The sequence below is a fragment of the Mucilaginibacter rubeus genome (assembly GCF_003286415.2).
In the GTDB taxonomy this organism is placed as follows: Bacteria; Bacteroidota; Bacteroidia; order Sphingobacteriales; family Sphingobacteriaceae; genus Mucilaginibacter; species Mucilaginibacter rubeus_A.
In genome coordinates, this window is sequence record NZ_CP043450.1 from 7,537,030 (window position 1) to 7,561,286 (window position 24,257).

General features: G+C 44.3%; 18 protein-coding genes. 7 read left to right on the forward strand and 11 right to left on the reverse strand.

The features are described from left to right. The first annotated feature begins 12 nt into the window (after nt 1-12). Entirely contained in the window at nt 13-3,717 is a 3,705-nt protein-coding gene (locus DEO27_RS30890) for an ABC transporter permease (protein WP_112573155.1), read from the forward strand. A 122-nt stretch (nt 3,718-3,839) separates the two neighbouring features. On the opposite strand, the gene DEO27_RS30895 is transcribed toward DEO27_RS30890, so the two are convergent. The 3 genes from DEO27_RS30895 to DEO27_RS30905 all read right to left on the reverse strand — a co-directional run bounded on the left by DEO27_RS30895 (nt 3,840) and on the right by DEO27_RS30905 (nt 6,523). After that, nucleotides 3,840-4,226 carry a DUF302 domain-containing protein gene (locus DEO27_RS30895; RefSeq protein ID WP_112573504.1) on the reverse strand — a complete coding sequence of 129 codons (387 nt, stop codon included), beginning with the start codon at nt 4,224-4,226 and terminating at the stop codon, nt 3,840-3,842. Nucleotides 4,227-4,555: 329 nt separating this feature from the next. Then, nucleotides 4,556-5,341 carry a hypothetical protein gene (locus DEO27_RS30900; protein WP_112573157.1) on the reverse strand — a complete coding sequence of 262 codons (786 nt, stop codon included), beginning with the start codon at nt 5,339-5,341 and terminating at the stop codon, nt 4,556-4,558. Nucleotides 5,342-5,827: 486 nt separating this feature from the next. Beyond that, nucleotides 5,828-6,523 carry a peroxiredoxin family protein gene (locus tag DEO27_RS30905; protein ID WP_112573159.1) on the reverse strand — a complete coding sequence of 232 codons (696 nt, stop codon included), beginning with the start codon at nt 6,521-6,523 and terminating at the stop codon, nt 5,828-5,830. A 111-nt stretch (nt 6,524-6,634) separates the two neighbouring features. Here DEO27_RS30905 and DEO27_RS30910 point away from each other — a divergent pair, with 111 nt between their 5' ends. From DEO27_RS30910 to DEO27_RS30925, 4 genes are all read left to right on the forward strand, one after another. Then, nucleotides 6,635-7,240: a hypothetical protein gene (locus tag DEO27_RS30910; protein ID WP_112573161.1), complete on the forward strand. Its 606-nt coding sequence runs from the start codon at nt 6,635-6,637 to the stop codon at nt 7,238-7,240. A gap of 29 nt (nt 7,241-7,269) precedes the next feature. After that, nucleotides 7,270-7,989, forward strand: coding sequence for a sensor histidine kinase (locus tag DEO27_RS30915; RefSeq protein WP_112573163.1), 720 nt, complete (start codon nt 7,270-7,272; stop codon nt 7,987-7,989). After that, a complete protein-coding gene (locus tag DEO27_RS30920; protein WP_112573165.1) occupies nt 7,976-8,671 on the forward strand; it encodes a response regulator transcription factor in 696 nt (231 codons plus the stop codon). Before DEO27_RS30915 ends, DEO27_RS30920 begins: the two co-directional genes overlap by 14 nt. A 485-nt stretch (nt 8,672-9,156) precedes the next feature. Next, nucleotides 9,157-10,035, forward strand: coding sequence for a helix-turn-helix domain-containing protein (locus tag DEO27_RS30925; RefSeq protein ID WP_112573167.1), 879 nt, complete (start codon nt 9,157-9,159; stop codon nt 10,033-10,035). A 28-nt stretch (nt 10,036-10,063) separates the two neighbouring features. Here the strand turns inward: DEO27_RS30925 and DEO27_RS30930 are convergent, their stop codons facing one another. Beyond that, the gene (locus DEO27_RS30930; RefSeq protein WP_223818098.1) at nt 10,064-12,661 is read right to left on the reverse strand and encodes a sigma 54-interacting transcriptional regulator; all 2,598 of its coding nucleotides are present in this window, start codon (nt 12,659-12,661) and stop codon (nt 10,064-10,066) included. A 413-nt stretch (nt 12,662-13,074) separates the two neighbouring features. Here DEO27_RS30930 and DEO27_RS30935 point away from each other — a divergent pair, with 413 nt between their 5' ends. After that, nucleotides 13,075-14,478: a sigma-54-dependent transcriptional regulator gene (locus tag DEO27_RS30935; RefSeq protein ID WP_112573168.1), complete on the forward strand. Its 1,404-nt coding sequence runs from the start codon at nt 13,075-13,077 to the stop codon at nt 14,476-14,478. A gap of 246 nt (nt 14,479-14,724) precedes the next feature. Here DEO27_RS30935 and DEO27_RS30940 read toward each other — a convergent pair whose 3' ends face one another. The 7 genes from DEO27_RS30940 to DEO27_RS30970 all read right to left on the reverse strand — a co-directional run bounded on the left by DEO27_RS30940 (nt 14,725) and on the right by DEO27_RS30970 (nt 23,368). After that, a complete protein-coding gene (locus DEO27_RS30940) occupies nt 14,725-15,411 on the reverse strand; it encodes an alpha/beta hydrolase (RefSeq protein ID WP_112573170.1) in 687 nt (228 codons plus the stop codon). Between the two features lie 82 nt (nt 15,412-15,493). Continuing rightward, nucleotides 15,494-16,189 carry an alpha/beta hydrolase gene (locus tag DEO27_RS30945; RefSeq protein WP_112573172.1) on the reverse strand — a complete coding sequence of 232 codons (696 nt, stop codon included), beginning with the start codon at nt 16,187-16,189 and terminating at the stop codon, nt 15,494-15,496. Nucleotides 16,190-16,248: 59 nt separating this feature from the next. Then, entirely contained in the window at nt 16,249-16,965 is a 717-nt protein-coding gene (locus tag DEO27_RS30950) for an alpha/beta fold hydrolase (RefSeq protein ID WP_223818099.1), read from the reverse strand. Nucleotides 16,966-17,478: 513 nt separating this feature from the next. Further along, nucleotides 17,479-18,507 carry an amidohydrolase family protein gene (locus DEO27_RS30955; RefSeq protein WP_112573176.1) on the reverse strand — a complete coding sequence of 343 codons (1,029 nt, stop codon included), beginning with the start codon at nt 18,505-18,507 and terminating at the stop codon, nt 17,479-17,481. A gap of 174 nt (nt 18,508-18,681) precedes the next feature. Further along, entirely contained in the window at nt 18,682-19,479 is a 798-nt protein-coding gene (locus tag DEO27_RS30960; protein ID WP_190295286.1) for a sterol desaturase family protein, read from the reverse strand. Between the two features lie 54 nt (nt 19,480-19,533). Next, a complete protein-coding gene (locus tag DEO27_RS30965; RefSeq protein ID WP_112573180.1) occupies nt 19,534-20,463 on the reverse strand; it encodes an RNA polymerase sigma factor in 930 nt (309 codons plus the stop codon). 562 nt (nt 20,464-21,025) lie between these two features. Beyond that, a complete protein-coding gene (locus tag DEO27_RS30970; RefSeq protein ID WP_112573182.1) occupies nt 21,026-23,368 on the reverse strand; it encodes a sensor histidine kinase in 2,343 nt (780 codons plus the stop codon). A 361-nt stretch (nt 23,369-23,729) separates the two neighbouring features. Between DEO27_RS30970 and DEO27_RS30975 the strand changes: the two genes are divergently transcribed. Beyond that, the gene (locus DEO27_RS30975) at nt 23,730-24,119 is read left to right on the forward strand and encodes a hypothetical protein (RefSeq protein ID WP_112573184.1); all 390 of its coding nucleotides are present in this window, start codon (nt 23,730-23,732) and stop codon (nt 24,117-24,119) included. Nucleotides 24,120-24,257 lie beyond the last annotated feature (138 nt).

The following is a 24,257-nucleotide window of genomic DNA, read 5'->3' on the forward strand; positions in this document are numbered from 1 at the left end:
ATATTTAATTACTTGAATTCTTACACCTTTCATATCAACCTGTATGACCTGGCCGCCCTCGGAACAATATTCGTAGGGCTTACCTTCGCTTTGCTTCTATGGTTCACAAAAAGCGTCAATCGCTCTGCAAACCGCTTTCTTGCCCTGGCTCTGGCCACAATGGTTTTGTGGATGATACGGGTTTTAGGTATGGATATGCGGCTGGAAACCTATCTGCCCGGATGGGATAGGTTACCCATGCAATTTTTACTGGCTATGGGGCCGATGATCTATTTCTATGTGCTGAAAATAACGCGCCCTGAATTCAAATTTACCCGGAGGCACCTGCTGCATTTCAGTCCGCTGTTGTTGGAGCAAGCCGTGCTGGTATTGGAGATTAAAGAAAGCATCCGGACGGGGGCTGCTACCTACATAACCAATATTTTTCAGGTGTTGAATCCGGTACTACAGTTGCTCATCTTTATTTCAATCATGACTTATCTGTATAAGTCACATCAGCTTATCCAGCATTTTTACCGGCGGCTGCAACCTGTTTTGATGGACCGGTCGCTTCTTGAATTTCGATGGCTGCGCCGCTTATTGGCGGCTACGGCCTTATTGTGGACCTTGTGGATCGCCTATGCCGCCGTAGACAATTTCGGCTACCGGAATCAATTGGGTACACACGTTTATTATACTTTCTACATCTTCCTGGCGGTAATCATTATATGGACTTCGATGGCTGCTTTCCTGAGGCCACAGGCTGCACTAATTGTTCAGCAATCTACGCCTCTCAGATCGTCGCCAACGGGAGAATCAAAGAGTAAAGGGATTTGGTTGAAGAGGGCAATGGAAGCCAACTTATATTATCAGGATCCCGAATTAACGCTAAGTTCATTAGCCGGAAAACTCGATCTGCATACACATGAACTATCGCGTATCCTTAATACGGTACTTAAAAAAAGCTTTAATGATTTTGTTAACGAATACCGTGTGAGGGATGTGGCCGCAAAAATGCAGGATCCCGCTTACGATCATATCACTTTTCTGGGCATAGCCTATGAAGCTGGATTTAATTCGCAAAGTACCTTTACCCGTGTTTTTAAACAAATGACCGGGCAAAGCCCGATGGAGTATAAAAATAACCTGAAAAAGGATTGCTCAACTTATAAATTGGGCATTCACCCTCAATTTGCGCCCGTAATTTCGAATCGTGATGCCATTCCTAAGTGGTCTCCTTCGAAATCAAATCGCGGCACTATGTTTAAAAATTACTTAAAAATCGCCTTCCGGAATTTCTGGAAACACAAAGTATTTACACTGATCAATATTGTAGGGCTTTCAATTGGTATCAGCGCCTCGCTGGTAATTTATTTGATAGTACACTACGATTTTTCATTTGATAAGTTTCATAAGGATAGTGACCGGATATATCGCGTGGTATCCAATTTTAAATTTCAGGGCAACGAGAGCCATAGCTATGGGGTTACCACCCCGATGGCCGCGGGGATAAAGGCTAACGTTACCGGGGTCGAAATAGTGGCGCCCTTGTATACATTGAACCCTGATGTAATGGTTACCGATAAAAACAACGCCCCCGTAAAGCTTAAAGGACAAGATCATATTACCCTGGCCGATCAGAACTATTTTAAGATAATCAATTACACGTGGCTTGCCGGCTCGCCTACAACGGCGTTAAACGAACCTTACCATGTTGTACTTACTTCCGAGCGGGCCAAGGTTTACTTTCCCTCGCTCAGCTACGAGCAGATGATTGGTAAAACGGTAACTTATGATACATTAAAAACAACGGTATCGGGCATTGTTGAAACCATAAAAGAGAATACCGATTTTTCTGCCCACGACTTTATTTCGTTCAGCTCGGGCAACCTCAAAAACAGACTGGGCATGGATATGCAGCTGGATAGTTGGGGGAGTACAAACTCTGCATCAGAGGTGTTTATTAAATTGAATCCGAAAGCTTCGGCTGCAAACGTGCAAAAGCAGGTTAACGCCCTGTATAAAAAGAGCAACCCGCAAAGTGCCGAAGACCTCAAAAACGCGAGCGAGCAGACCTACACCGTTCAGCCGTTGAGCGATATCCATTTTAATCAGCTATATGGTACTTTTGATTTTAGCGGGCCTGCAAGTAAAAGTAAATCGTATATGTTGCTGGCCATTGCAGGTTTCCTGCTGCTGTTAGGCTGTATTAACTTTATCAATTTAACTACGGCACAGGCTACCCAACGGGCAAAAGAAATAGGCATCCGTAAAACTATGGGGAGCAGCCGTACGCAACTGATCATGCAGTTTTTGAGCGAAACATTTTTGATAACACTTTTCGCGGTGATTATTTCAATCGGCTTAACGCCCTTGATCTTAAAACTGTTCTCGGGTTTTGTAGCCTCCGGTGTAAAAGCCAATTTTCTGCACCAGCCCGATATATTTATATTCCTGTTTGTGTTAACAGTTATCGTTAGCATATTATCAGGCTTTTATCCCGCGCTAATGCTGTCGGGTTATAAACCTGTTTCGGTGCTCAAAAACCAGTTGCAAAGCGGCACCCACAAAACCCGGAATGCATGGCTGCGCAAATCCCTCACCGTATCGCAGTTTATTATTGCCCAGTTTTTTATTATGGCTACCATGTTGGTAAGCAAACAGATTTATTATGCCCTGCATAAGGACCTCGGTTTTAAAAAAGACGCGATTGTTTATGCCCAAACCCCGTACAAGGTTGGTAAAGCGTCTACAAACAAGGTGATGTTAAACAAACTCGGCGCCCTGCCCGGTGTTGAAATGGTAAGCCTTGGGTATTTCCCTCCTTCATCAGGGGCAACAAATGCTACAAATGCACTTTATAAGGATGGGAAAAAGGAAATCATCACTTCGGTTGAAATAAAATATGCCGATGAAAATTATATTAAACTTTATCATATCAAAATATTAGCCGGCCGGAATATTACTGCTGCGGATAGTACAACAGCTGTGGTAATTAATGAAAAGTACGCCCGTACCATTGGATTTGCAAACCCGGGCGACGCGATTGGCAAAACGCTGGAGAAACTGAACAATTCAAAATCCCGGCGGATTGTTGGTGTTGCCGGTAATTTCTATACCCATTCACTCCAGTCGCCGATAGGTCCCCTGGTTATTCTCGCGCCCGGCGGTAACAACTTCTTTCATAATAGCGTTATCCATATTGCCCTGAAACCTGAAACTCCTGGCAGCCTTTCCTGGTCAAAAACAATGACCGCAATGAACAAGATCTGGAAAGAATTTTACCCCGACGACGATACCAATTATAAGTTTTACGATAAATCGATAGAACAATTCTACGATCAGGAGAAACAAACGTCTACCTTATTGAGCTGGGCTACTGGTCTTTCCATATTCATCAGCTGCCTCGGCCTGCTTGGCCTGGCTATTTATACAACCGGTCAGCGTACCAAGGAGATTGGCATACGTAAGGTGCTTGGCGCGTCGGTTACGGAAATTGTACGCTTACTCTCTACCGAATTGATATTGCTTATCCTCCTGGCATTTGTAATTGTGACACCGCTGGCCTGGTGGGCTATGAACAAATGGATGGAAAGCTATGCAGATAAAACGACCATTAGTTGGTGGATATTTGCGGCAAGTGGTGCTGGAATGCTATTAACTGCCTTTATTACATCAAGCTTCCAGACAATCAGAGCTGCTATTGTGAACCCGGTGAAAAGCTTGCGAAGCGAATGATTTGCATGGGAAGCTAAAACATTCAGCAGAGAAGTTTCTTGTTGAGATTATTATAAAAAAGAAAGGCCATCGAAAGATGGCCTTTCTTTTTTATGGCTTTGTAGCTCCTTAAATTAAAATATTTAATGCTGTAGAATTGCTGTGACAATAGGACCGATATCCAGGATTGCAGTCAATTGGTCTGTTAACGAATAACGCTGCTTTATAAAGTCCGGATCATTGTAAGCTACCCATGTTTTGTTCTCACCGTTTTTCCAGGCGATAACTTTAAGGGGCAGGTCGAGCGCTGTCGCGGGATTAAACTCCATTATCAACCCTCCTTTAGCCGGGTTGCCAAATAAAAGAAACTCAAGTGGCGGAAGGTTGATCCCTCCTTTAAGTGCTTCTGCCTGCTGATCTATCCGCGCGTAAATTGTAATGCCCTTTTGTTTTAAGGCATTCTCCAGGCGATCGATTACTTCTTTCACTGTGTAATCGCTTTGTCTGATAATAACTCCAGTTGGGTTCATGATTTTGAGTTTTAATATTTTAAGCCAATTTATCGCAGCAGGTAGGTTAATTGGCACATAGGTTAACGCAGGTACATAGTTAGCAAATATTCTTATACAGGCAATTGGAATTGTTTAATCGGTCGCTCCAAACCGATATTCGAAGATAACCACTAAATCACTTTAACCGTAGTTAATAAGTTTCACCTCAAACTCAGAAGTTTGATAAACCCCAGAAGTCTGAAAGGCTTATAAACGCAAAAAATCCCCTTAGCGTTAACTAAGAGGATTTCTGTTTCTGTGGTACCAACAGAGACCGAACCAGTGGCACAAGGTTAAATAAGAAATTTTTATTTGACACGCTTGTATATTTCTACAGATTGGCCGTTGGTTGCACTATTAATCACCTGGGTATATTCGTCATGACCATTCATCGTGACTTTAACGGTAAATTTATTACCCTGAAGAAGCCGGTAATTTGATATTTGCTCTTCTTCTCTAAGCGTATCATTACTAAAAGTAAATACCCCGGTACCAAAACCATTTTTAAAGATGTTTTTTTCCTTATTCTGAACGAACCTGTGTATGAAAATAAAATGTCCTCCCCAGAATATTTTATACTGCGTTACATCGGTTGGGATCGTGTCTTTGCCTTTTATGGTATAGGTTTTTTCCATTTTCCACAAGCCATCAAGCAATGACGTATCTGCTGGCGGGAATTTTTTATACTCTTCTTTCAATGCATATTTTACACCTTTTACCGTGGCAAAGTCGGGAATGACTTGGGTAAAACCATCAGGTTTTCTTGTAATCTCAAGATTATAGGTTAGGGATGAGTCAAGCGCTCTGCTGGTATAAATACTATGTTCCTGAAGTCGGTTAGCCGAGTCAAGTGTGTACGTGCCAACACCAAATCCAACAGATGAATCGGGAACTATACTGGCGTATACATAGTTACGATCCGTATAGATTTTAACTTGCGTTCGTTTAATAATAGAGTCTTTGCCTCCCCGATCGAGAACTTGTTTTTCAAGTTCATATGCACCCGACAGGCCTGTATCAGAAGACTTCTCTTTTTTCTTACATCCCAGAATCAGGAAGCTAAATAAAGCTGCGAAAATTAAAATCTTATTCATAGTGCTTAAGTTTAAATATGATATAGGAAATTATTTCGTTTTGCGAAGGCTTTTATTTGGCGGTTGATAACTTAATTATTCAATAAAAAAGTAAAGTAAGGCCCAAATAAATGCCTAAAATTTTACCGCCATAAATAATACAATTGGTTACATAAACTTACAAATAATATATATGATAAGCAATTTGTTAGTAAATTATTAAAATACTGTTAATGAGGTATTTAAATAGGAAAAAAATCATCTGATCAGATACGGGGCGATGTGAATGTGAATCGATATTTAGTCGGAGAAAAAAGATGCCTTTAAAAGCAAAAAGGTCATTTTCTTATCGAAAATGACCTTTTTTATTGCTGCGGTCCAGACTTTAATTGTAACAAACCATTTCTTTTATGGTTTGAAGAAATTGGCGGATTTAGACTTAAATTGAAAGTGGTCAATTTCAAGATTACCATCGAAATTGATCTACTGATAATTGAATTGATGCAATTACAGCTCCGCGTCAATTTGTTTGATGAGTGAAAGGTCGATGTTCTCTTCGGAGCCGGTTGCAAACTTCACCTTTCCGTCGCGCCCGATCACAAAACTGCTGGGCCAGGACGTGATTTGATAAGCTTTATCTGCTGTCTTTGATGCAGGAAGTACGGTGTAGGAAAAGGCGTGCGTTTTTAGAAAAGATTCCGCATTGGCGCCATCGTTGAACGTTAGTGCAAGAAAAATCACTTCTTTGTCTTTGTACTTATCAACCAGGCTGTTGAGCTTTGGTATTTCCTGGATACATGGCGGACAAGACGTGAACCAGAAGTTGAGAACGACTACCTTGCCCCTGAGTTTGCTCAGCTTCCAGAGCTTCCCGTAAACATCCTGCAAAGCAAAATCAGGAGCAGGCTTACCGGTCATTTCCTGTACGGCCTTCCGGCGTTTTTCATCCTGGTCCTGGAGCATCTTTGCCATTTCCGGCGTCATACGGATGAGTCTCATTACATGATTTTTGTCGTCTTCGTCATTGTGCTGGAATAAAATGCGCTCCCCGTTCCATGCGTTTTTCACACTATCAAGTTTGTCCGGCGTTATTTCCCTGCCATTCGGAAGAATAAATTTGCTGACCATCATTTGCTGTGCACCTGCAAAAAAAGGGAGAAGGGTTACAGCAAGCAACCATATTGTTTTTATAATATTTTTCATACTCCAAAATTAGACGGGTATCGGCCGGCAAATGTTAACCCAACCACAAAGTGTGTTAACTATTGTTAACTGATGATGATAAGGTTTGGGTTATGCATATTTTTGTATTCAATGAAGAAAAGACTGGTATTTATCTTTTGGATCACCGGGTTAGTGGCCGCCATGATTATAGCGTGTCAGTTTTACTGGGTTTATTATAATTACCGGCAAACGAGATCGAATTTTGTCGCTGCTGCGAACTATGCGCTGCGTACCAGCGTCGACAAATATCAACTGATGAAGATCAAACTGCCGACTTCCCTGCAGTATCCGAGGCCAACGTTAACCTTTATGACAAGAACGATCCCTAACCAGGATCCGGTCGCTCTCGACACCCCCCGGACCAAACGTAGGTTCAATGCCGAATTTGCCACGGTGGCAATCGATACGATTCATTTGAAAGAGATCAAAGCATTGGTTGCACGACTGACTTCTCAGCAGCAGCATCAGCAGGTGAATCTGGATACGTTGAACCGGATTTTTGAAAAGGAACTGGCCGCCCGCCATATAACAGAAAAGTTTTCCTTGTCGGCTCGAAGAGGTATCAGGCCGGGCCCCGAAATCAGTTGCTTGATTAATTATTATAAGGCTCCCCTGGTGATCGACGCAATCCCCGTTCATCGCGGGTGGACGATTGTTCGTCAAAACCTGGGCCCGCCATCGTATCCAGCATTCTGATCATCTTGTCGGTGATAAGCCTGATCTTCATGGGACGGATTATCTTACGTCAGGCACGGCTTGACAACATGAAAAACGAGTTTATTAATAATATCTCGCATGAGCTCCGGACGCCGTTGAGTATTCTCCGGACATCTAACGAGGCTTTGCTCAATTTTGGTGCTGCCGAAGACGCCGACACACGAAATCGTTATCTCGGGATTAATGCCGGCATCATCAATGAAATGGATACCAGCCTCGAGCGTATGATGGGCGTCATGCTGAATAGTGATGTAAATAGAAAAGCTACTTTTCGGTATGTTGATACCGAAAAGCTGGTCAATAGCATAGTTTCAAGATATACACTCGATACCAGTGCTAATATTGCAACAGATTTGGAAAATGGACCGGCTGAGATAAACACCGATCCGTATATGATGACAATTATTCTTAATAATCTGGTAGACAACGCGATCAAATACTCGTCGCCCGATCCAAGAATTGTTATTAAGACGACCGTTCGCCGAAAAGGCTGGGAACTGATCGTTAAAGATAACGGCCGCGGCATTCCCGCTGTACATCTGCCATATATATTTGACAAGTTTTACCGGGTGCCTTCAGGCGACTTGCATGAAGTTAAAGGATATGGGATCGGCCTCGCCTATGTAGACGAATTGGTAAAAAAACTGTACGGCAGAATTGACGTGAACAGCAGGCCTGGTTATGGTACTTCTTTTCATTTGAAATTTAAAAATCATGGAAGTCATTAAGGTACTCTTGGTTGAGGATGAACCAATCCTGGCTGCAATCGTGAAAGAATCGCTGGAAAAAAGAGGCTTTGCGATATCCATTGCGGTCAACGGGGTGGAAGGATGGAGTAAGTATAAAGCGGAAAAACCGGAAATCTGTGTGATTGATGTGATGATGCCGCGAAAAGACGGCTTTTCGTTGGTAAAAGATATACGGGTGGTTGATGAGGAAATTCCGCTTATTTTTCTGACTGCCAGAACACAGAACGAGGATGTAATCAAAGGTCTGGAATTTGGCGCAGATGATTACCTGAAAAAACCCTTCAGCATGGAAGAGCTAATTCTCAGGCTGAAAGCTCTTCTGAGGAGGAGGGTTGGTAAAACTTCGGCAGTAAAGGTGACGGAAATAGCTTTTGGCGCATACAGGCTGCTTCCACAACAGCAACAATTGTGGCACAGAGAAAAGCTGATGCAACTCTCGCAGCGGGAAGCAGATTTGCTTTTAATGCTTTTGCAGCATAAAAATGAATTGCTGGATCGTCGCCAGGCACTCATCAGGCTGTGGGGAGAAGACAATGTTTTTAATGCCCGAAGCATGGATGTTTATATTACCCGGCTTCGGAAGTTCTTGAAAGATGATCCTTCCTTCGAGATCGTTAATAGCCGGAAACAGGGTTATATCCTGCGACAGTCGCTGGCATAATGCCAACTCATGATTGGTTATATATCAACATTTTAAAATACAATCAACGGAATTTCGCAACATTTGGGGTTGTACTATATTTTAATTTGTTGCAAGACAATTACTTAACTACCGGTCTCGCATTTGAATGTCTGAAATAAGCCGGCTGCGGATAAATGCCGCGTAATCCGGCAAGACAGTTTAACACATTTCAGATATGAATATGAAAAAGATAACAACATCGCTGCTTGCGCGGGCATGGTCCGCGGCCGGATTTGCACAGATTCAGGATAAAAACTTCCAGGACAGCCTTTATCGCTATTCATTCAAAGAACGAAATCCTGGCGTACCTCAACGAGTTTGAAATTACGGAAAGACATTTCTTTATCGACGACCGTCGCCTTGATAACACCTGCGTGATATTGGAGTGCAATTCCTCGATTCCGGAATCAATGGAATTTTAATGACACCTTATCACAACAGCAATAATTGCTGATAAATTTAAAATGATGAATAAGAAAAGCATACCCGGTGGCATTCGTACTTTGGAAACAGCATCGGCCGATGTTTATATCAGCCATCTCACCGACATCGAGGCGGCTGATCCGGTTAATTTACCTCATCGTGATGCAGATTATATGCTTTTGTTTCAGGAAAAAGGATATCTGTGTCTCATGGTCGATGACAATCAGGTAGAACTGAACGGGCATTCTGTATACTTCATATTGCCGGGTCAGCTTCGGCACCACGTGAAATCGCAGACAGCATGCTGGATATTAGCCTTAAATCCTTCTTTGATTCAGGAAAACCTTAGGTTAAAGCTCAATGAACACTACTATGGGAAAAAGCCAGTTCCTATTTCGCCTGTAAAGGCGGAACGGTTTGAAAAAGTCATGCGTTTTTTGGACGAAGAGCTTCGGGAATCGTTGTATGGTTTTAGCCGGCTGACAGTGAGAAAAGGGTTGATCGATATTATTTCCGGAATGCTTACCGAAGAATATGCGGTACCGACTTCCCTCGCACACGATGAACATGCCAGATTTTCTGGTATCACAAGGGAATTCAAGGAGCTGCTTCTTAAAAAATTTAAGGAGATGAAAAGGCCTGCCGATTATGCGGAAGCATTACGATTGTCTACACCCTACCTGAATCAGGCAATCAAGGCATCAACTGGTTTCACGGTCAGCTACTGGATTCAAAAAATGATCATGAATGAGGCCAGGGTATTACTGTCCTCGACTGCGAAACCGATAAAAGATATCGCACATGAATTAGGCTATCGGGACCAGGCCTATTTCTCACGTTTGTTCTCTAAAACCCAACAGCTCTCTCCCCAAAAATATAGGCTGCAGCATCAATCAAACGTGAACAAACAGGATGCATAAGGCGGTTTTGACTGTCTACGCGCCTCGCCTATTCAATTGAATTTTTGCCGATACCGAGTTTTCTCATTTTGGAATTAAGTGTCGACGGCGGCAATTTTAAGAGTTCGGCGGCTCCGCCTTTTCCGGATATTTTTCCGCCGCATCTGCGCAGCACACCAATGATGTGTTGTTTTTCGACCCCTGCCAGGTTAGTTATGGCAGTAGCTGATCCGGCGCCGTCCTGATCATTTACCTCCGGCAGATAAATCTGAGTTAGAATTTTGCTGTCAGAAAGCAGTACGCTGCGCTCAATCATATGTTCCAGTTCACGAACATTCCCCGGCCAGTTATAAGCTTTAAGTTCGCTCATCGCACCGGCTGAGATGCCGGTAACCTTGCAAAGCTGATTTTTACTATACCGGCCCAGGAAATAATGCGCAAGGTAAGGAATGTCTTCACGTCGCTCACGTAACGGTGGGACAACGATCGGGAAAACATTTAATCGATAATACAGGTCGGGCCGAAAACGACCCTCGGCTACCTCTGTCAGCAGGTTCCGGTTTGTAGCCGCTATGATACGGACGTCAACCTTTATTGATGCTTTGCCGCCAAGCCGTTCAAACTCCCGTTCCTGCAACACCCGCAGCAGCTTTACCTGCACTTCCAGCGGCAATTCACCTACTTCATCCAAAAATAATGTTCCGTTCTGAGCCAGCTCGAATTTGCCAATTCTTCTTTCAAATGCTCCTGTAAAGGCGCCTCGCTCGTATCCAAAAAGTTCTGATTCGATAAGAGTGACCGGCAGCGCTGCGCAGTTAACCTTAACCATCAACTTGTTTTTTCGCGGCGAAGACTCATGTATGCCCCTGGCAATTAATTCCTTTCCGGTACCTGTTTCACCAAGAATCAATACAGTCGCGTTTGAATGAGCCACAAGTGACATTAGTTGATATACACGCTGCATAGGCGTACTTGTTCCGATAATGTCGGAGAAGTTATAGATGGATCGGATCTGCTCCTGCAAATGTTCATTTTCGATCTCCAGCCGCTGTTTATATTTGAGCAGATGCTCGTTAGCAATGATATTTGACATCGCTATAGAGATCTGTGCGCACATGCTATCGATCATATCCACATCCGGTTCGTCGGAGTCAACCCAAAAGATACCCAGTTTTCGCGTCCCGGTTTTCAGAGGGGTAGCCACGCATTTGTCTACATCCATGCTTCTCCAGAAATGAAAATAAGATGGCGCTTTACCAGCATCGATCCAATCCTGTAGAACGTAAACGATAGTCTCGTTGCCTTCAAGCACTGCATCCGAAATGCCATCCTCAATCGGATAGACAGCATCGAGTACAAAATGATGTCCCAGCTCCTCGATAGCCCGTCTTACATGGCTGTCATATAGAAAAAGGCTCATGGTCTTCTCATCTTCGTTAATGCTGCGAATCACAAACCTGGATATAGTAGATAGCTGACTAACAGCTTTTTCTATAGCCGTAGTGAGGTCCTGCTTATTACGTACCGCCGCAATGTCATGACTAAAAGATAATAACAACGATTTATGCTTTTCCTTATGCTCGAGTTCTTCATTGACGAGAATGTTGACTACAGCTGTTCCCAAATGCCGGGATATGCATTGAACAAAATGCCTGTCTGCCGGGTCGAAACTGTTCTTTTTATAGGATGTCAGGATTAGTCCGAATCTTCCTTTACCAGCTTCCGGCAATATGGCCAGCATGATCTCACCGGCATTCTCAACCTCAATATCAGCAAGACATGGCGGTGCGCATCTGAAATCCAGATCTTCGAGGTTGATGATAAAAGGGACCGCTGAATCAGCTGCGTGCTGCCAGATCAACTTGCCGCTCTTGCTTGAGCGAACCCAGTCGAGAACATCAGGATGACTTGTAAGACTGGTCGCAAATACACAGTCGTCTTTTGTTTTGACGTCGATCGCGGTCACCAGGTATTCATCAAAATGAAAGAGCTTTTTAAGCTCCCGTTTAAGAACCAAGTCAAGATCAGCTCGAGTCCTCACTTCTGAAAGTTGATGGCTGAACGAAAGCAGTAGTTCATTGATCCACCCGCTGGGATTTACGATTTCGCGGATGATCGTATTGGACACCGCATAGGCAATCTCAGTGGATATGCCGTCCATAATCTCCATGAAACGCTTGCCGAAGGCTTCGTTTTTTGCAGACCAGAAATAGCAGATACCGACGATTTCCTTTTTGATTCTCAGCGGAGTGACAAGTGCTTCGCGGATGCCATAGTCATAATTAACACTGATCCAGAAAGGAGCCGATTTCACCTCCAAAACTTCCGCGAGTGTAATTACAAAACTTTTGTCGGATCTGACGGCATCACACACGATTACATCATCCAATGGCGACCTTGTATTCGAAAGTGCACGAAATTCACTTAAGTTTCGTGGGCTGGATCGGTTTTCTATAAAGAAAGGGAAGTACGTATTCGTATGATGATCGACTGAATGAATATGGAAATTTTTAAAGTCTGCCAGTCCCTGCAGCGCTCCGGATAATAGTTTCCAAAGTTCGTTTCGGTCTCGGACATTGGCAATTGCCTTCCGCAATTCCGGTATGAAAAGATGCCCGTTAGCTATTTCATTTTTTTCCTTTTCCATAATCAATAGTTTAAATCAGGGTTTGCCCATCACCCGTACAATCATGATACGACTCACTGCCGAGATAACTTTTTCAGGCTGACGGCAAAAAAAAATCAACAGAATCTGGAAAAAGACTGCAAATGAAGTGCCTTGGTGTATTTTATTGATTTGCAATATGTTAAAGTAAAAAAGTGTCTTCTGGTTGATGATATAGCAACAAACGCGCTGAATCAGTTGGTGAAATATGAACAAATGGCCGAGTGGTTAAAAATCTGTTTTTGATCCGGGTTGGCCACACAATTCCAGGACTACTTCTAATTGGGTGAAATTTCTTAATATTACTTGAAATTTAATCAACTCGCGATTAAATCATGACAATAGTCTATGTCGAACTAAGGGAAATGTTATTCAAGAACTAAATATTAGTCAGGATGAAATATAAGGCTAAGATCCTGATCGTTGAAGATCAATATATTGAGGCGAACAACCTCGAGGTGATGCTGAGAAGGGCCGACTACCGCGTTTGCACAATAGCGCGCTCGGTTTCTGCCGCGGTCAAGGTCATTGAACAAGAATCGCCCGACATGGTACTGCTGGATATACAACTGAAGGGCAAGTTAAGCGGCATAGATCTCGCAAAATTACTGTCGCGCAAAAACATTGCGTTCATTTTCCTCTCAGGCAACTCAAAACAAGAGTTTCTCGATGCTGCAAAGACCACGCGGCCATTTGGTTTTCTGACCAAGCCATTTCGTGAAAAGGACATTCTGAGCATGCTCGAAATAGCATTGTATGCGCATCGTGAAAACCTCGCGCTGACGACACAGCGGCTGAATTCAGCATCCGGACAAGCTGCAAACTCCAGCCTTTTTCCGGGCATGATCGGTGGGTCGCCGCAGATGCAGAAGCTACAGCAGCAGATGGCACGGATCGCTTCTTCCGATATCTCCGTACTGATCGTCGGCGAAAGCGGCACCGGCAAGGAACTAATTGCACGGAACATTCATCTGTTGTCCGCCAAGGCCAGGCAGTCCCTAATTTCGGTCAATTGCGCAGCGTTGCCGCCGACCCTGATCGAGTCAGAACTTTTCGGTCATGAAAAAGGAGCATTTACCGGTGCTCTTGACAAACGGATCGGTCGTTTTGAACAGGCCGACGGGGGAACGATATTTCTCGATGAGATCGGCGAACTTCCAATTGAGGTACAGGCCAAATTTTTAAGGGTGCTACAGGAGAAGGAGGTCGAAGTGATTGGCGGAAAAACAAAGAAAGTAAATGTACGGGTAATAGCAGCAACAAACCGTAACCTTCAGGAGGACATTGTATCGGGAAAATTCCGTGCAGACCTTTATTATCGCCTCAACGTATTTCCTCTGGTTTCGCCTCCTCTGCGGGAACGAAAGGAGGATCTTCCCTTACTGGTCGATCATTTCATCGAAAGGCTGAGCAAACTTGAAGGCAGCGCCGTGACCGGGATGAGTGAACAGGCCATGCAGGAATTGTTAAACTATGACTGGCCTGGAAACGTGCGCGAATTGGAGAACATCGTTCATCGCAGTATTTTGCTCGCCACAGGGCCGGTTATAAATTCCATTGGTGACCTCCGGAGTTATTTGCCAAAGGCCGTCGGGGCAAACAATTTTATGAGGACCATTGAAGAAGTGGAAAGAGAGCATATTGTCGCTGTGCTGGAACGCTGTAACTGGAAAGTTTATGGCCCGGGCGGTGCCGCGGAAGTGCTCGGAATTAAAGTGCCGACACTCAATTCACGTTTAAAGAAACTAAATATTGAAAAAGTTCGTCCAAATCGTTCCGACAAGTTGCCCAAGGTCTGATTTCGCTCAGCGATATGCAGATGACTTTATTACTTAAAACCTTTGATATCTTAAACCGGGAAGGTGCAGTGCATCCGGCCGTGTTTCACTGATAAAAACGCGAACATAACTTATAGCCTATCCCTGGTGAAAAACATGTTTAGAATCGCGGTCGAAAGAGCATCCCCATATTTGAAATCAACGGCTTTTTATAAAGAGACCGCCTCAAAATTGACTTATGTGACGGTCTCCGGTGGATATAGTCGCCTAAACGCCTGCTATGGCCTGATTGATAACATCTACAACTATGTCAGGGTGTGATAGCATCGGCACATGACTACTCTTGATCTCGGTCACTTTCGCGCCCATACGTTTCGAAACCCAACGTTGCAGGTCCGGATTAACCGTATGATCCTCGGTGCACAGGATGTACCAACTTGGCTTAGTATCCCAGGTGATTTCTTTTATACACTGCTGGTCGAATAGCTCTACAGATGGTGCATAGTGTGTGGCCCATACTACCTTTTGTTCGTCTTCCGGAAGGTCACCGGCAAAATGCGCGGTACCTGATTTAAGCATCCAGACACGGCCATCAGCAGCTTCAACGTGATTGAATATCTCTGATGGGAATTTCTGAAGCTGGCTGTTTACCGTTTCACCCGGTGCAGGTGCCACCGCAGCTATATATACCAATCCAATAACACGGTCATCGCTTGCGGCAGCAGTGATTGTGGCACCGCCATACGAGTGACCGACCAAGATAACAGGGCTGCTTACTCTACTGATCGTACGTTTAATTGCTGCTACATCATGGTCAAAATTTGTCAGTCCATACTGAACTGAAATCACTTCATGCCCTTCGGCAATTAGTTTGGGAATTAATTTGTTGAAGCATGAAGCGTCTGCCCAGATGCCATGGCATAATACAATTGAAGGTTTTGTTTTTGTGTTCATAACGTTTGATTTTAAATTTTAATAAGTGATTTATGTTACATTGAAGAATGTAAATTCTTTTAAAAATGAATTTGTATATCAATCATTGAACGTAGCTTTCGGCCGCCTCGATGATTACTTCAGCCACTGACGCGGGCTGAGACATGAAGATTACATGGCTTCCCTTGATCTCCGTGATTTTTGTATTTGATCTGCTATACATATTGCGCTGGATGTCCGGATTGATCGTTTTATCCTCGGTCGCTACGCAGCCCCAGCATGGTTTGGTCTTCCAGGCCGCATTGGTGATCGGGGTCGAAAACGCCTTTGCATAGAATGCCCCCTGCGATGCCCACATGAACGCTGCCTTCCTGGCATCAAGATCGGCGCAGAAGCCGCCGTGGAATTTTTCTTTTGAGTTGTAAACGATGCCTTTTTCGTCCGGTGGCAGAATAGCGCTGTCTTCCGAAGGCGGGAGTGAGGTAATACAATCGAGCGCTGACTGGTCATTGTCCGGCTGCAAGGCAGCAACATATACCAGGGCCGCAGCGTTCGGGTGATTTCCGGCCTCGGTAATCACTGCTCCGCCCCATGAATGGCCGACAAGGACTGCCGGGCCGCCTACCCTGTCCAGTATGATATTCGTCTGATTGACGTCTTCTTCAAGTGAACTCAGCGGATTTTGTACGACAAATACATTGTATCCTCTGTCATTAAGGATATGGAATAAGGCTTCATAACCTGAACCATCAGCGAAGGCGCCATGGACAAGTACTACGTTTTTAATCGGCGTTTTCATTTTTTAAGTTATAAAAGCGTTGGTTTAAAGGATTTGTATTAATAGGTAGATTTGCTGAATTATTTGTTTTCGGCTGCTGCCTGTTCGATCACTTTTGCAACCAGCTCGGGCTGCGACATGAAAATCACGTGGCTTCCTTTGATCTCGGTTACTTTTGATTTTGAGCGGGCATAAATCCTGCGCTGTATGCTCGGGTTGATCGTTTTGTCTTCGGTAGCTACGCAGGCATAGGTGGGTTTATGTCTCCAGGCGGGATTCGTGATCGGAGTTGCGAATGCTTTGGCATAAAAGCGGCCCTGGGAAGCATACATAAAGGTTGCCTGGTCTGCCGGAACATCTGCGCAGAATCCTCCGTGGAACTTTGATTTCTCGTAGTAAACGATTCCGTTTGCGTCCGGAGGCAGGATGCCGCTTTCTTTGGCGGCAGGTGCAGACTGAAGCTGAGTTAAGGCTGATTCACCTTTGTCCGGCTGAACTGCCGATACGTAAACCAGGGCAGCCACTTTAGGATGGTTACCGGCTTCGGTAATCACTGAGCCGCCCCATGAGTGTCCTACGAGGATCGCCGGCCCGTTCTGTTTATCGAGTGCGATTTTTGTGGCCTCAACATCCGCTTCAAGCGAAGTCAAAGGGTTTTGAACGATAGTGACGTTGTATCCTTTTTTAGTAAGGATATCAAAAAGCGCTCTCCATCCTGAACCATCTGCGAACGCGCCATGGACAAGCACCACGTTTTTGATGTGCGGCTTTTGCGCCCCGGCGCTTTTTGATGTCATTAAGAATACTGCCGTCAGTAGTACCGGCAGTGCTAATGCCGCCAGGATTCTTCGTGTGATCGTTTTGTTGTTCGTTTTCATTGTTTTAAAAAATTAAGAAGTGTTTTACCCCGCTTTATCGGATACAACCTCATGGGCATCTATGGTGCCAATAGTGTAATGTTCATTAAGTCAGCTAATTATAAATAGTGGCGTGTTGGGGATCAATTCACATGTCGCCAAGAAGCATCGGGATTGTTGATATTTGAACAATATGGGAATGACTGTCAGGCACAGAAAATGCCCGTCGAAGCAGCCTCAGAAAACAAGGATAGGAAGACTATTGCTCAGGTTAAGTAAAACATGCGGGAACTGCCGCCGGCCGGGGAACTACAGGAAGAATTGCAGAACGTGCTGATGCTGGGAGATGCCTGGAGAAAGTGATTGGTGCACGGTGATTTGCGGATGGCTCCGTTAGGTTCAGGGTATTTGCCGGTATCAGACCTGACAAATACCCCGAATCGGATTTAGCGATCACGGCTTATACATTGCCTTGATTTGCTCTGGTGTAAGTCTTAGGAAACGCGCCGCGTTGTTAAAAAGGATATCCCGTTTCTGAGATCTGGATAAAAAAGGTGCCTTTTCAATATTATCAATACTGATCTCCATCGCCTTCGGCCAAACCATCTGATCTGATCCGTACATAATGCGCTTTCCAAATCCCGCATTAACCAATCTTTTCAGGTAATAATAAAATTCTTTTTGGGGTAATATGTAATCGATCACGCCGATGTCGACATATAATTCCGGGTATGTATACAACATACTAATCATATCATCAAGCATCGGCCAACCCGCATGCATCGCATAAATACGAAGTTTGGGATGTTTGATCAAAGCCTCCTCCAGTACCAAAGGACTGTGAAAACGGGCACGGTATTTCGGTGTGCCCAAAAACGGAGCGCCGGGAGGCCCCGGGCCGACATGTATACCTAACGGAATATCCTGCGCTTCCGCCATCTTTAAATAGGGTTCAAAAACGGTATCCGAAGCGACAATACCTTCGTACTGGATAGCAACTTCGGCAAATACCCTGAACTCCCCCTTTTTAAAAAGACGGCCTAAAGAATCTGCATCCAGTTTTTCAGACCTGATATGCCCGAAGTCCCAGTAAACGCCGTTGATGATATGACGCGGTTCTGCTTTTTTCCATTTTCGCACCCTTTCGATGGAGCCGCTTAAAACCCCGTAAACGTTTCTTTTTCTGAGTATGCTGATCGTTGCCTGTTCAAGTTCTTCGTCCGTCTTTGGCGACACCAATGAAAAAGCATTCCAGGCACCCGATTTCATGGCGGTGTTGAAGGTATCGCTGTAGTCCTCTCCTGGAACGGTCGCTCCCCAGAGTTTAAAAGGGGCTCCAAGTGTTACAGGAGGTGTTCCGAAATCATTAACGGGGATGGCATGCAGATGCATGTCGATGACAGGCAGATGTGTTTTTGTTTGGCCCCAAAGCGAAGATACTGCGCAAAACAGCGCTCCGCCAGTAAGTATTTTTTTGATCATAATTTTTCAGTTATAGGTGTAAAAACTTTGGATATAGTCTGGCTGAAAAGGTTTTGCTGCCAGACATCTTATCCCGGCTCTGGCAACACCTGAACCGGGATAATTCAAGGAGGGTGAGCCCCGTTATCTATATACAACCCGTAAGCTTATTTATGTATGGAACTTGCAGACGCATCAGTAACGGGAAGAAGTATTCTTTTTGAACGGAGAGGCCATCAGATGTCCTACCCGGTGATGTTTATCTTCATTGAATTCCGCCAGACCATACTGAATTTCATGCGGCTGCTTTTTACCCCAGGTGCCGAATATTCGGTCCCAAAAGGTAAACACGTCGCCGTAATGAGAATCGGTATCTTTTTGTTCAGATGCGTGATGGATTTTGTGCCAGCCTGGCGTTGCGAAAATCAGTCTTGCAATTCGCTCTAATTTTGCCGGGAACCGGACATTGCTATGCTGCAGGATCAGCAATGGAATCGCAATGGATCCGTAAATGACGAACGCTGTAATCGGTAAACCGATCAACATTACTCCAATGCACTGGTAAACACATTGGGAAACAATGACATCAACCGGGTGAAACCGCAGCGATGAAGATACGTTGAGGTGATTGTCCGAATGATGAATGCGGTGAAAACGCCATAGGACCGGTACTTTATGCTGGAGGTTATGCGTGAGAAAGCTGCCGAAATCAAATAATAAGATACCGATGATCCATCCGAACACCGGGGGCAACTCAAACTGATTCAACAAACCCCAGTGATTTTGGGCCGTGAGTTCTACAACCATTACAACAACAGCTCCCAGAACGGCATTTAATAAAAACGAAACCAGTGAAATGATGAAATTTCTTCCGTAATGTTTTCTTTTGTTTGCCGGCGGATTCAGATAGGGAAGCACATTCTCAATGCAATACATCAGAATGAGCATGGCGATAAGCACAACCGGCTGCAAATTTGCTAATAAATCGATCATAAGTTTCATTTAAGATGCAGGCAGTGCAGCAAAAGTTCGGATGACCGGGAAATTTTAACAGAAATCGCTAATTGCCTGCCTGGCCGAATGGTACATTTTCATTTCAGATAGCTGATCCTCTTTCCGCAGAAAGGTCAGGTATGCGCCAGAAGGACAGTGTAATGGGAAGTCCGCACTGTTGGCGAATGTAACTTTAAGTACTGTCAGATTTCCACTGGTACTACATTGATCTACAGACCTGATAAAGCTCCCATGTTCCAGGTCATCTTCAAAACCAAGTTCGAACATCCGGCGGCCGGTAACCGTTTTTCCGCTGGTGAATACTATTTTAAGATCGTCTGCGATATGGGTGTACAGGTCGGAAAGCAGATTTTGATCCTTGTAGGCTCCCGGACAAATCTTCTCGTAATAGCTGTTCCAGTACTGGTCTTTTGCAAAAACCGAGTGATCAACATCGTCAGCGGATTGCCATAGTTTCGATAGTTTTTTTTTACTATCGCTGAGCCGGCTGCGCACGGTTCCCACGGGAACTCCGGTGATTGTTGCAATCTGGTCATAAGAATTATAACCCGTAAGATAACGCAGCATCACCGTTTCTCGTAGATGAATGGGCAATTCAGCCAGCACAGCATGAAGAGTGTCTCGCTGTGCGTTTAGCTCAAACTTTGATTCGACGCTGTCCGCGATCATTTTATCGCTTTCAGGCAATTCTCCGACAAGTACCGTTCTCTTGCCCTTGCGGGTTAACTGATGACACGAATTGATAACGATCCGTTTCAGCCATGGTAGAAATGAATCTGCCTGTCTTAATTGGTGTCCGTGTGTGAATACGGTAACCCAGGCATCCTGCACCGCATCTTCCGCCTCCGCTGTATTTCCGCAAATCTGCAAAGCCAGCGCCTGAACCAGCGGATTGAATTTTTTGAATAATAAGTTGATGTTTAATGGATATAATTCTTGCCGCACCTGATCCGCTTGTTTCATAGAAGTTTTTTTATGATAATCAAACCGTTCATTTACGTTGACTGCCCTACTTTAAATCTTTGGTTGCCTTAATACCCTCGTGGTTATTGGGCGGTAAATAAATTCACACAGTAACAGCGATCGACCTGATTTTATCGCTGCAAAATTATCCCGCGGGGGGCGTACGCGAAATGGACGATTGGTAGATTCACTTGCACTTGACTTTGCCTACTGGTATTTTAAGACGGTAGTGCTCATTTCCAGGAACTCAAATCAGGTCAATAAATGGATCGCACACTTTCCGATACCTTGAAAAACTTGTGGACTTATCAGATAAGTTCGTTATAGACGGATGCATCACATGGTAATCTTGGGAAACAGAATGCTACAACAGCGATTAGAGGGACAGCCCTTTAAACTGGAAGTGAAAACGATAACGTCATGCAGCAATTACAGGAAGAACATTTCACATCAAATCAGGACTTGATAAAGTTTGTTAGTTCAGGTGGCGTAAAAAGAGAAGATATTTTGACCATCGTTGTATGGCAGGCGCAGGGTTACGCATTTCTACTATCAAAGCTAATTATACAGCCAAATCGGGTAGATGGCTCAATGCTTTATCAAGGTTAATGTTCTCGTGGGGGCTTGCCCCGTAAGTAGTAACTGTAATCCGGGTACCATTGACATTTTCAAACCTGATCCTTGCATCTATATCCTCACACAGACCGCGCATTAAACGGATACCTATACCTCCGCCCCTGATTGATTTATCAGACCTGGCAATGCCGATGCCGTTGTCCGTGATCTCGAGTCGGATGTTGTCTTTAACCATTGCAAGAGCAACGGTAACTTCACCGTTTCCTCCGTCTGCAAAGGCATATTTGAGCGCGTTCGTTACGGCCTCGTTGACGATGAGCGCGAGCGGCAGGGCCAGGGAAACATCCAGGATTAACGGCTCGATGTGGATGTTAAATTTGATCCGTCCTGCGCCATGGAAACAATCCCGGATGTGCACGATCAGTTGCGGCAGATACGCACTCATGTTTACAAACTTCAATTCCGAGGTTTCGAGCAGCTTCTCGTGGATCAGCGACATCGCATAAATGCGGTGCCTGCTTTTGTTGATCACCTCGAAAGCCTCACCCTGCAGAAGCGCCGCCTGGTTTTCAAGCAATGCCAGTACTGAATGCAGATTGTTCTTAACACGGTGGTTAACTTCCTTCAGCAATAACTCCTTTTCCGACAGCAACTCGTCTTTATCTTTTAACAGATCGTCTTTATCTTTCAGGAGGTCATTTTTATCCATGACCAGTTGCTGAAGCGTATGATTCTTCTGGTCGATTTCATCCTTTTGCAGTGTAAGCAAAGCATTGCTGCGTTGCTTCAGGCGGTAACGGCTGTAGATTAAGCCGGTCATAATCAAAAGCATCAAAAATCCGCAGATGGTCACCCTCTGTATAAGCTGGTTGCGCTGGATCTTGCTGTTCTTGATTTGCGTGTCCATAGTGAGCGAGTCGATATGCCGGTTTTTTTCCAGTGTCTCATTTTCCATATCCAGCAGGAAAATCTGGTAAGCCTTTACTTTGTTATCGGCGGAATCTCTGATTTCCTGGTCTTTGATAAAATGACCGATAGCGGTATTAGGTCCCTGATTTAATGCAACTACCTTGTAATATTGATTTTCTGCCAGATCGATGCCTTCAATATAATTCAGCCTTTGTGCCATTGCCCCATACAATTCCAGGTAACCATAAGCCTTTTTTAACTGACCGGTCTCCGAATAGTAGTAGGCAAGCGCATTATAGGCATTCATGATTTCCGTGACATGATCGGACGAAATTTTCAGCAGCTGTTGATTTACCCTTTTTGCGTATTTACCAGCTTGTACCAATTGTTTCGCATAGACGAGGTTATTCAGAAAATCCAGTTTTACAGAAAGTTTATCCAGGTCGCTTTCCGCTCTGGCCTTTACTTCATCGAGTATGGCTAAAGCTTTGGGAAGCTGGTTCATATGGGTATACTCAAAAGCAAGTGCCGAAGATCCCGTATTGAAAAAATACGTTGAATGGTATCGTTTTCCCATCGTCACGACGTCGGTGGAGTATGGAACTGCGCGTTCATAGTCCTGCATTTTGATATATGTGGTGGCGATCAGGTTTTTAATAAATGATGCCTGCAGGGACGTGTCTTTGACCTCGTAGGCAGTTTTAAGCGCCAATAGGTTGTACTTTAATGCATTGGTATAATCGCCGAGACCTAATGATATTCTGCCGATGTTCCAGTAGATACCCTCTACCGTTCTGCGGCTTATTCCTTTGCCTAAATTTAAAGCTTCAAACAGTAATTTGAGGGCTTCGGTAGCTCGTTCCGCTTGAAAAAGCAGGTCGGCGTTTTGTGTCAGTAAAAAGGAAAGCCAGAGATTATTCCTGTTCTTCCTGAATATGGCGATAGCCTTGTTCAGGTAAAATATCCTGCTGCGGAGCGAGGCGGAATCATTACTGCGATAATACTGAGCGATCAGGTGATATGACCTTGCCTCCCCGTTACCGTTCTGATGCATTTGAGCGAAAGCAAGCGCGTTTTCGGCGATTTTTAAACCTGTTTCCCAATCATTCCGCCTATAATATGTTTCCGCGCGAAGAAGCATCGCATTGATAATCCCGAAGTCATACTTAAGCTGTCGGCTGAGATTAGCTGCCTGAACAGAAAATTGTATGGCGGAATCAACGTCACTTTTCCCGCTCGTGGCTTTAAGAAGCATTAAATGCCCTAAAGCGAGTTGTACTTTGACGGTATTGGTATCATCCGTGCTCGCAGCAAGCTTTTGTCTCAGGATGGGCAAGGGCAATTCATCCAGGTCACTCGTTTGTGCAAGTGATGAATTTGCAAGGTTAAAAAGAAGTAAAAACAGCCAGTACTTTTTCATAAGGGATTTGGGACCAACCGTCCATCAACAGTATCAAATTGATAAATAAAAATAAGCAAAATCCATGAACTTTAGGTTCTGGAATTTTTAGCATTTTTCATTTAACTACTTCATTATGATGTTTGTAGCTTTCAGGTAACAACAGAAGTTACAGGTGGACTACTACCAAGCATCTTTAACTATTAATACACAAATTAATTTTATTTCCGAAGCGAAATTAATGGCTGCCACCCGGAAGAGAAATGGACAAATCGAAGTACCGTTTGCACTTTTGGTTCATTTTACAACTTCTTCACAGCGCCCTGCTAAGCGGTCAGCCTGATAGGGGTAATTTTTTGATCTTGTTCACCAAACGCGAACGATGCATGAAATATTTGCGCTGTTTTGCTTCATGATTCTTTTTGTTGCTGCTGTTTCCATCTTTCTCAGCCGAAAGCAGGTTACCTTAACATCGTTTTACCGGGAGTGCATCCTCCTCGGTTTTGCATCCGGCTGTTGGGCCTTATTCATTACCATCACTACCGAGCAGTTCGGCACAAATATCCGGGCCACGGTCACAACGACAGTACCCAATTTTGTCAGGGGAGCTGTTGTTCCGCTTTCCTCCCTTTTTCGGTTCATTTCAGATCTTACGGGTTCACTTATCCTCGCCGGCCTGATCGGCGGATTCCTTTGCCTGTTATTTGCAACGATTTCCCTTTACAGGATGAATGATACATTCGTTGCAAATCTGGATTACAACGAGGATTAGAAATGTTCAGCTGAATAAGACCAAAGTCATTCGTTGAAAATACATCCCCCCGATAGCTCTGTGAATTATTTTCCTGCTTTCCGAACTTTTCAAACCTGCCTGTATCTATTATCAGGACGACTGAATCTGCATTCGGGT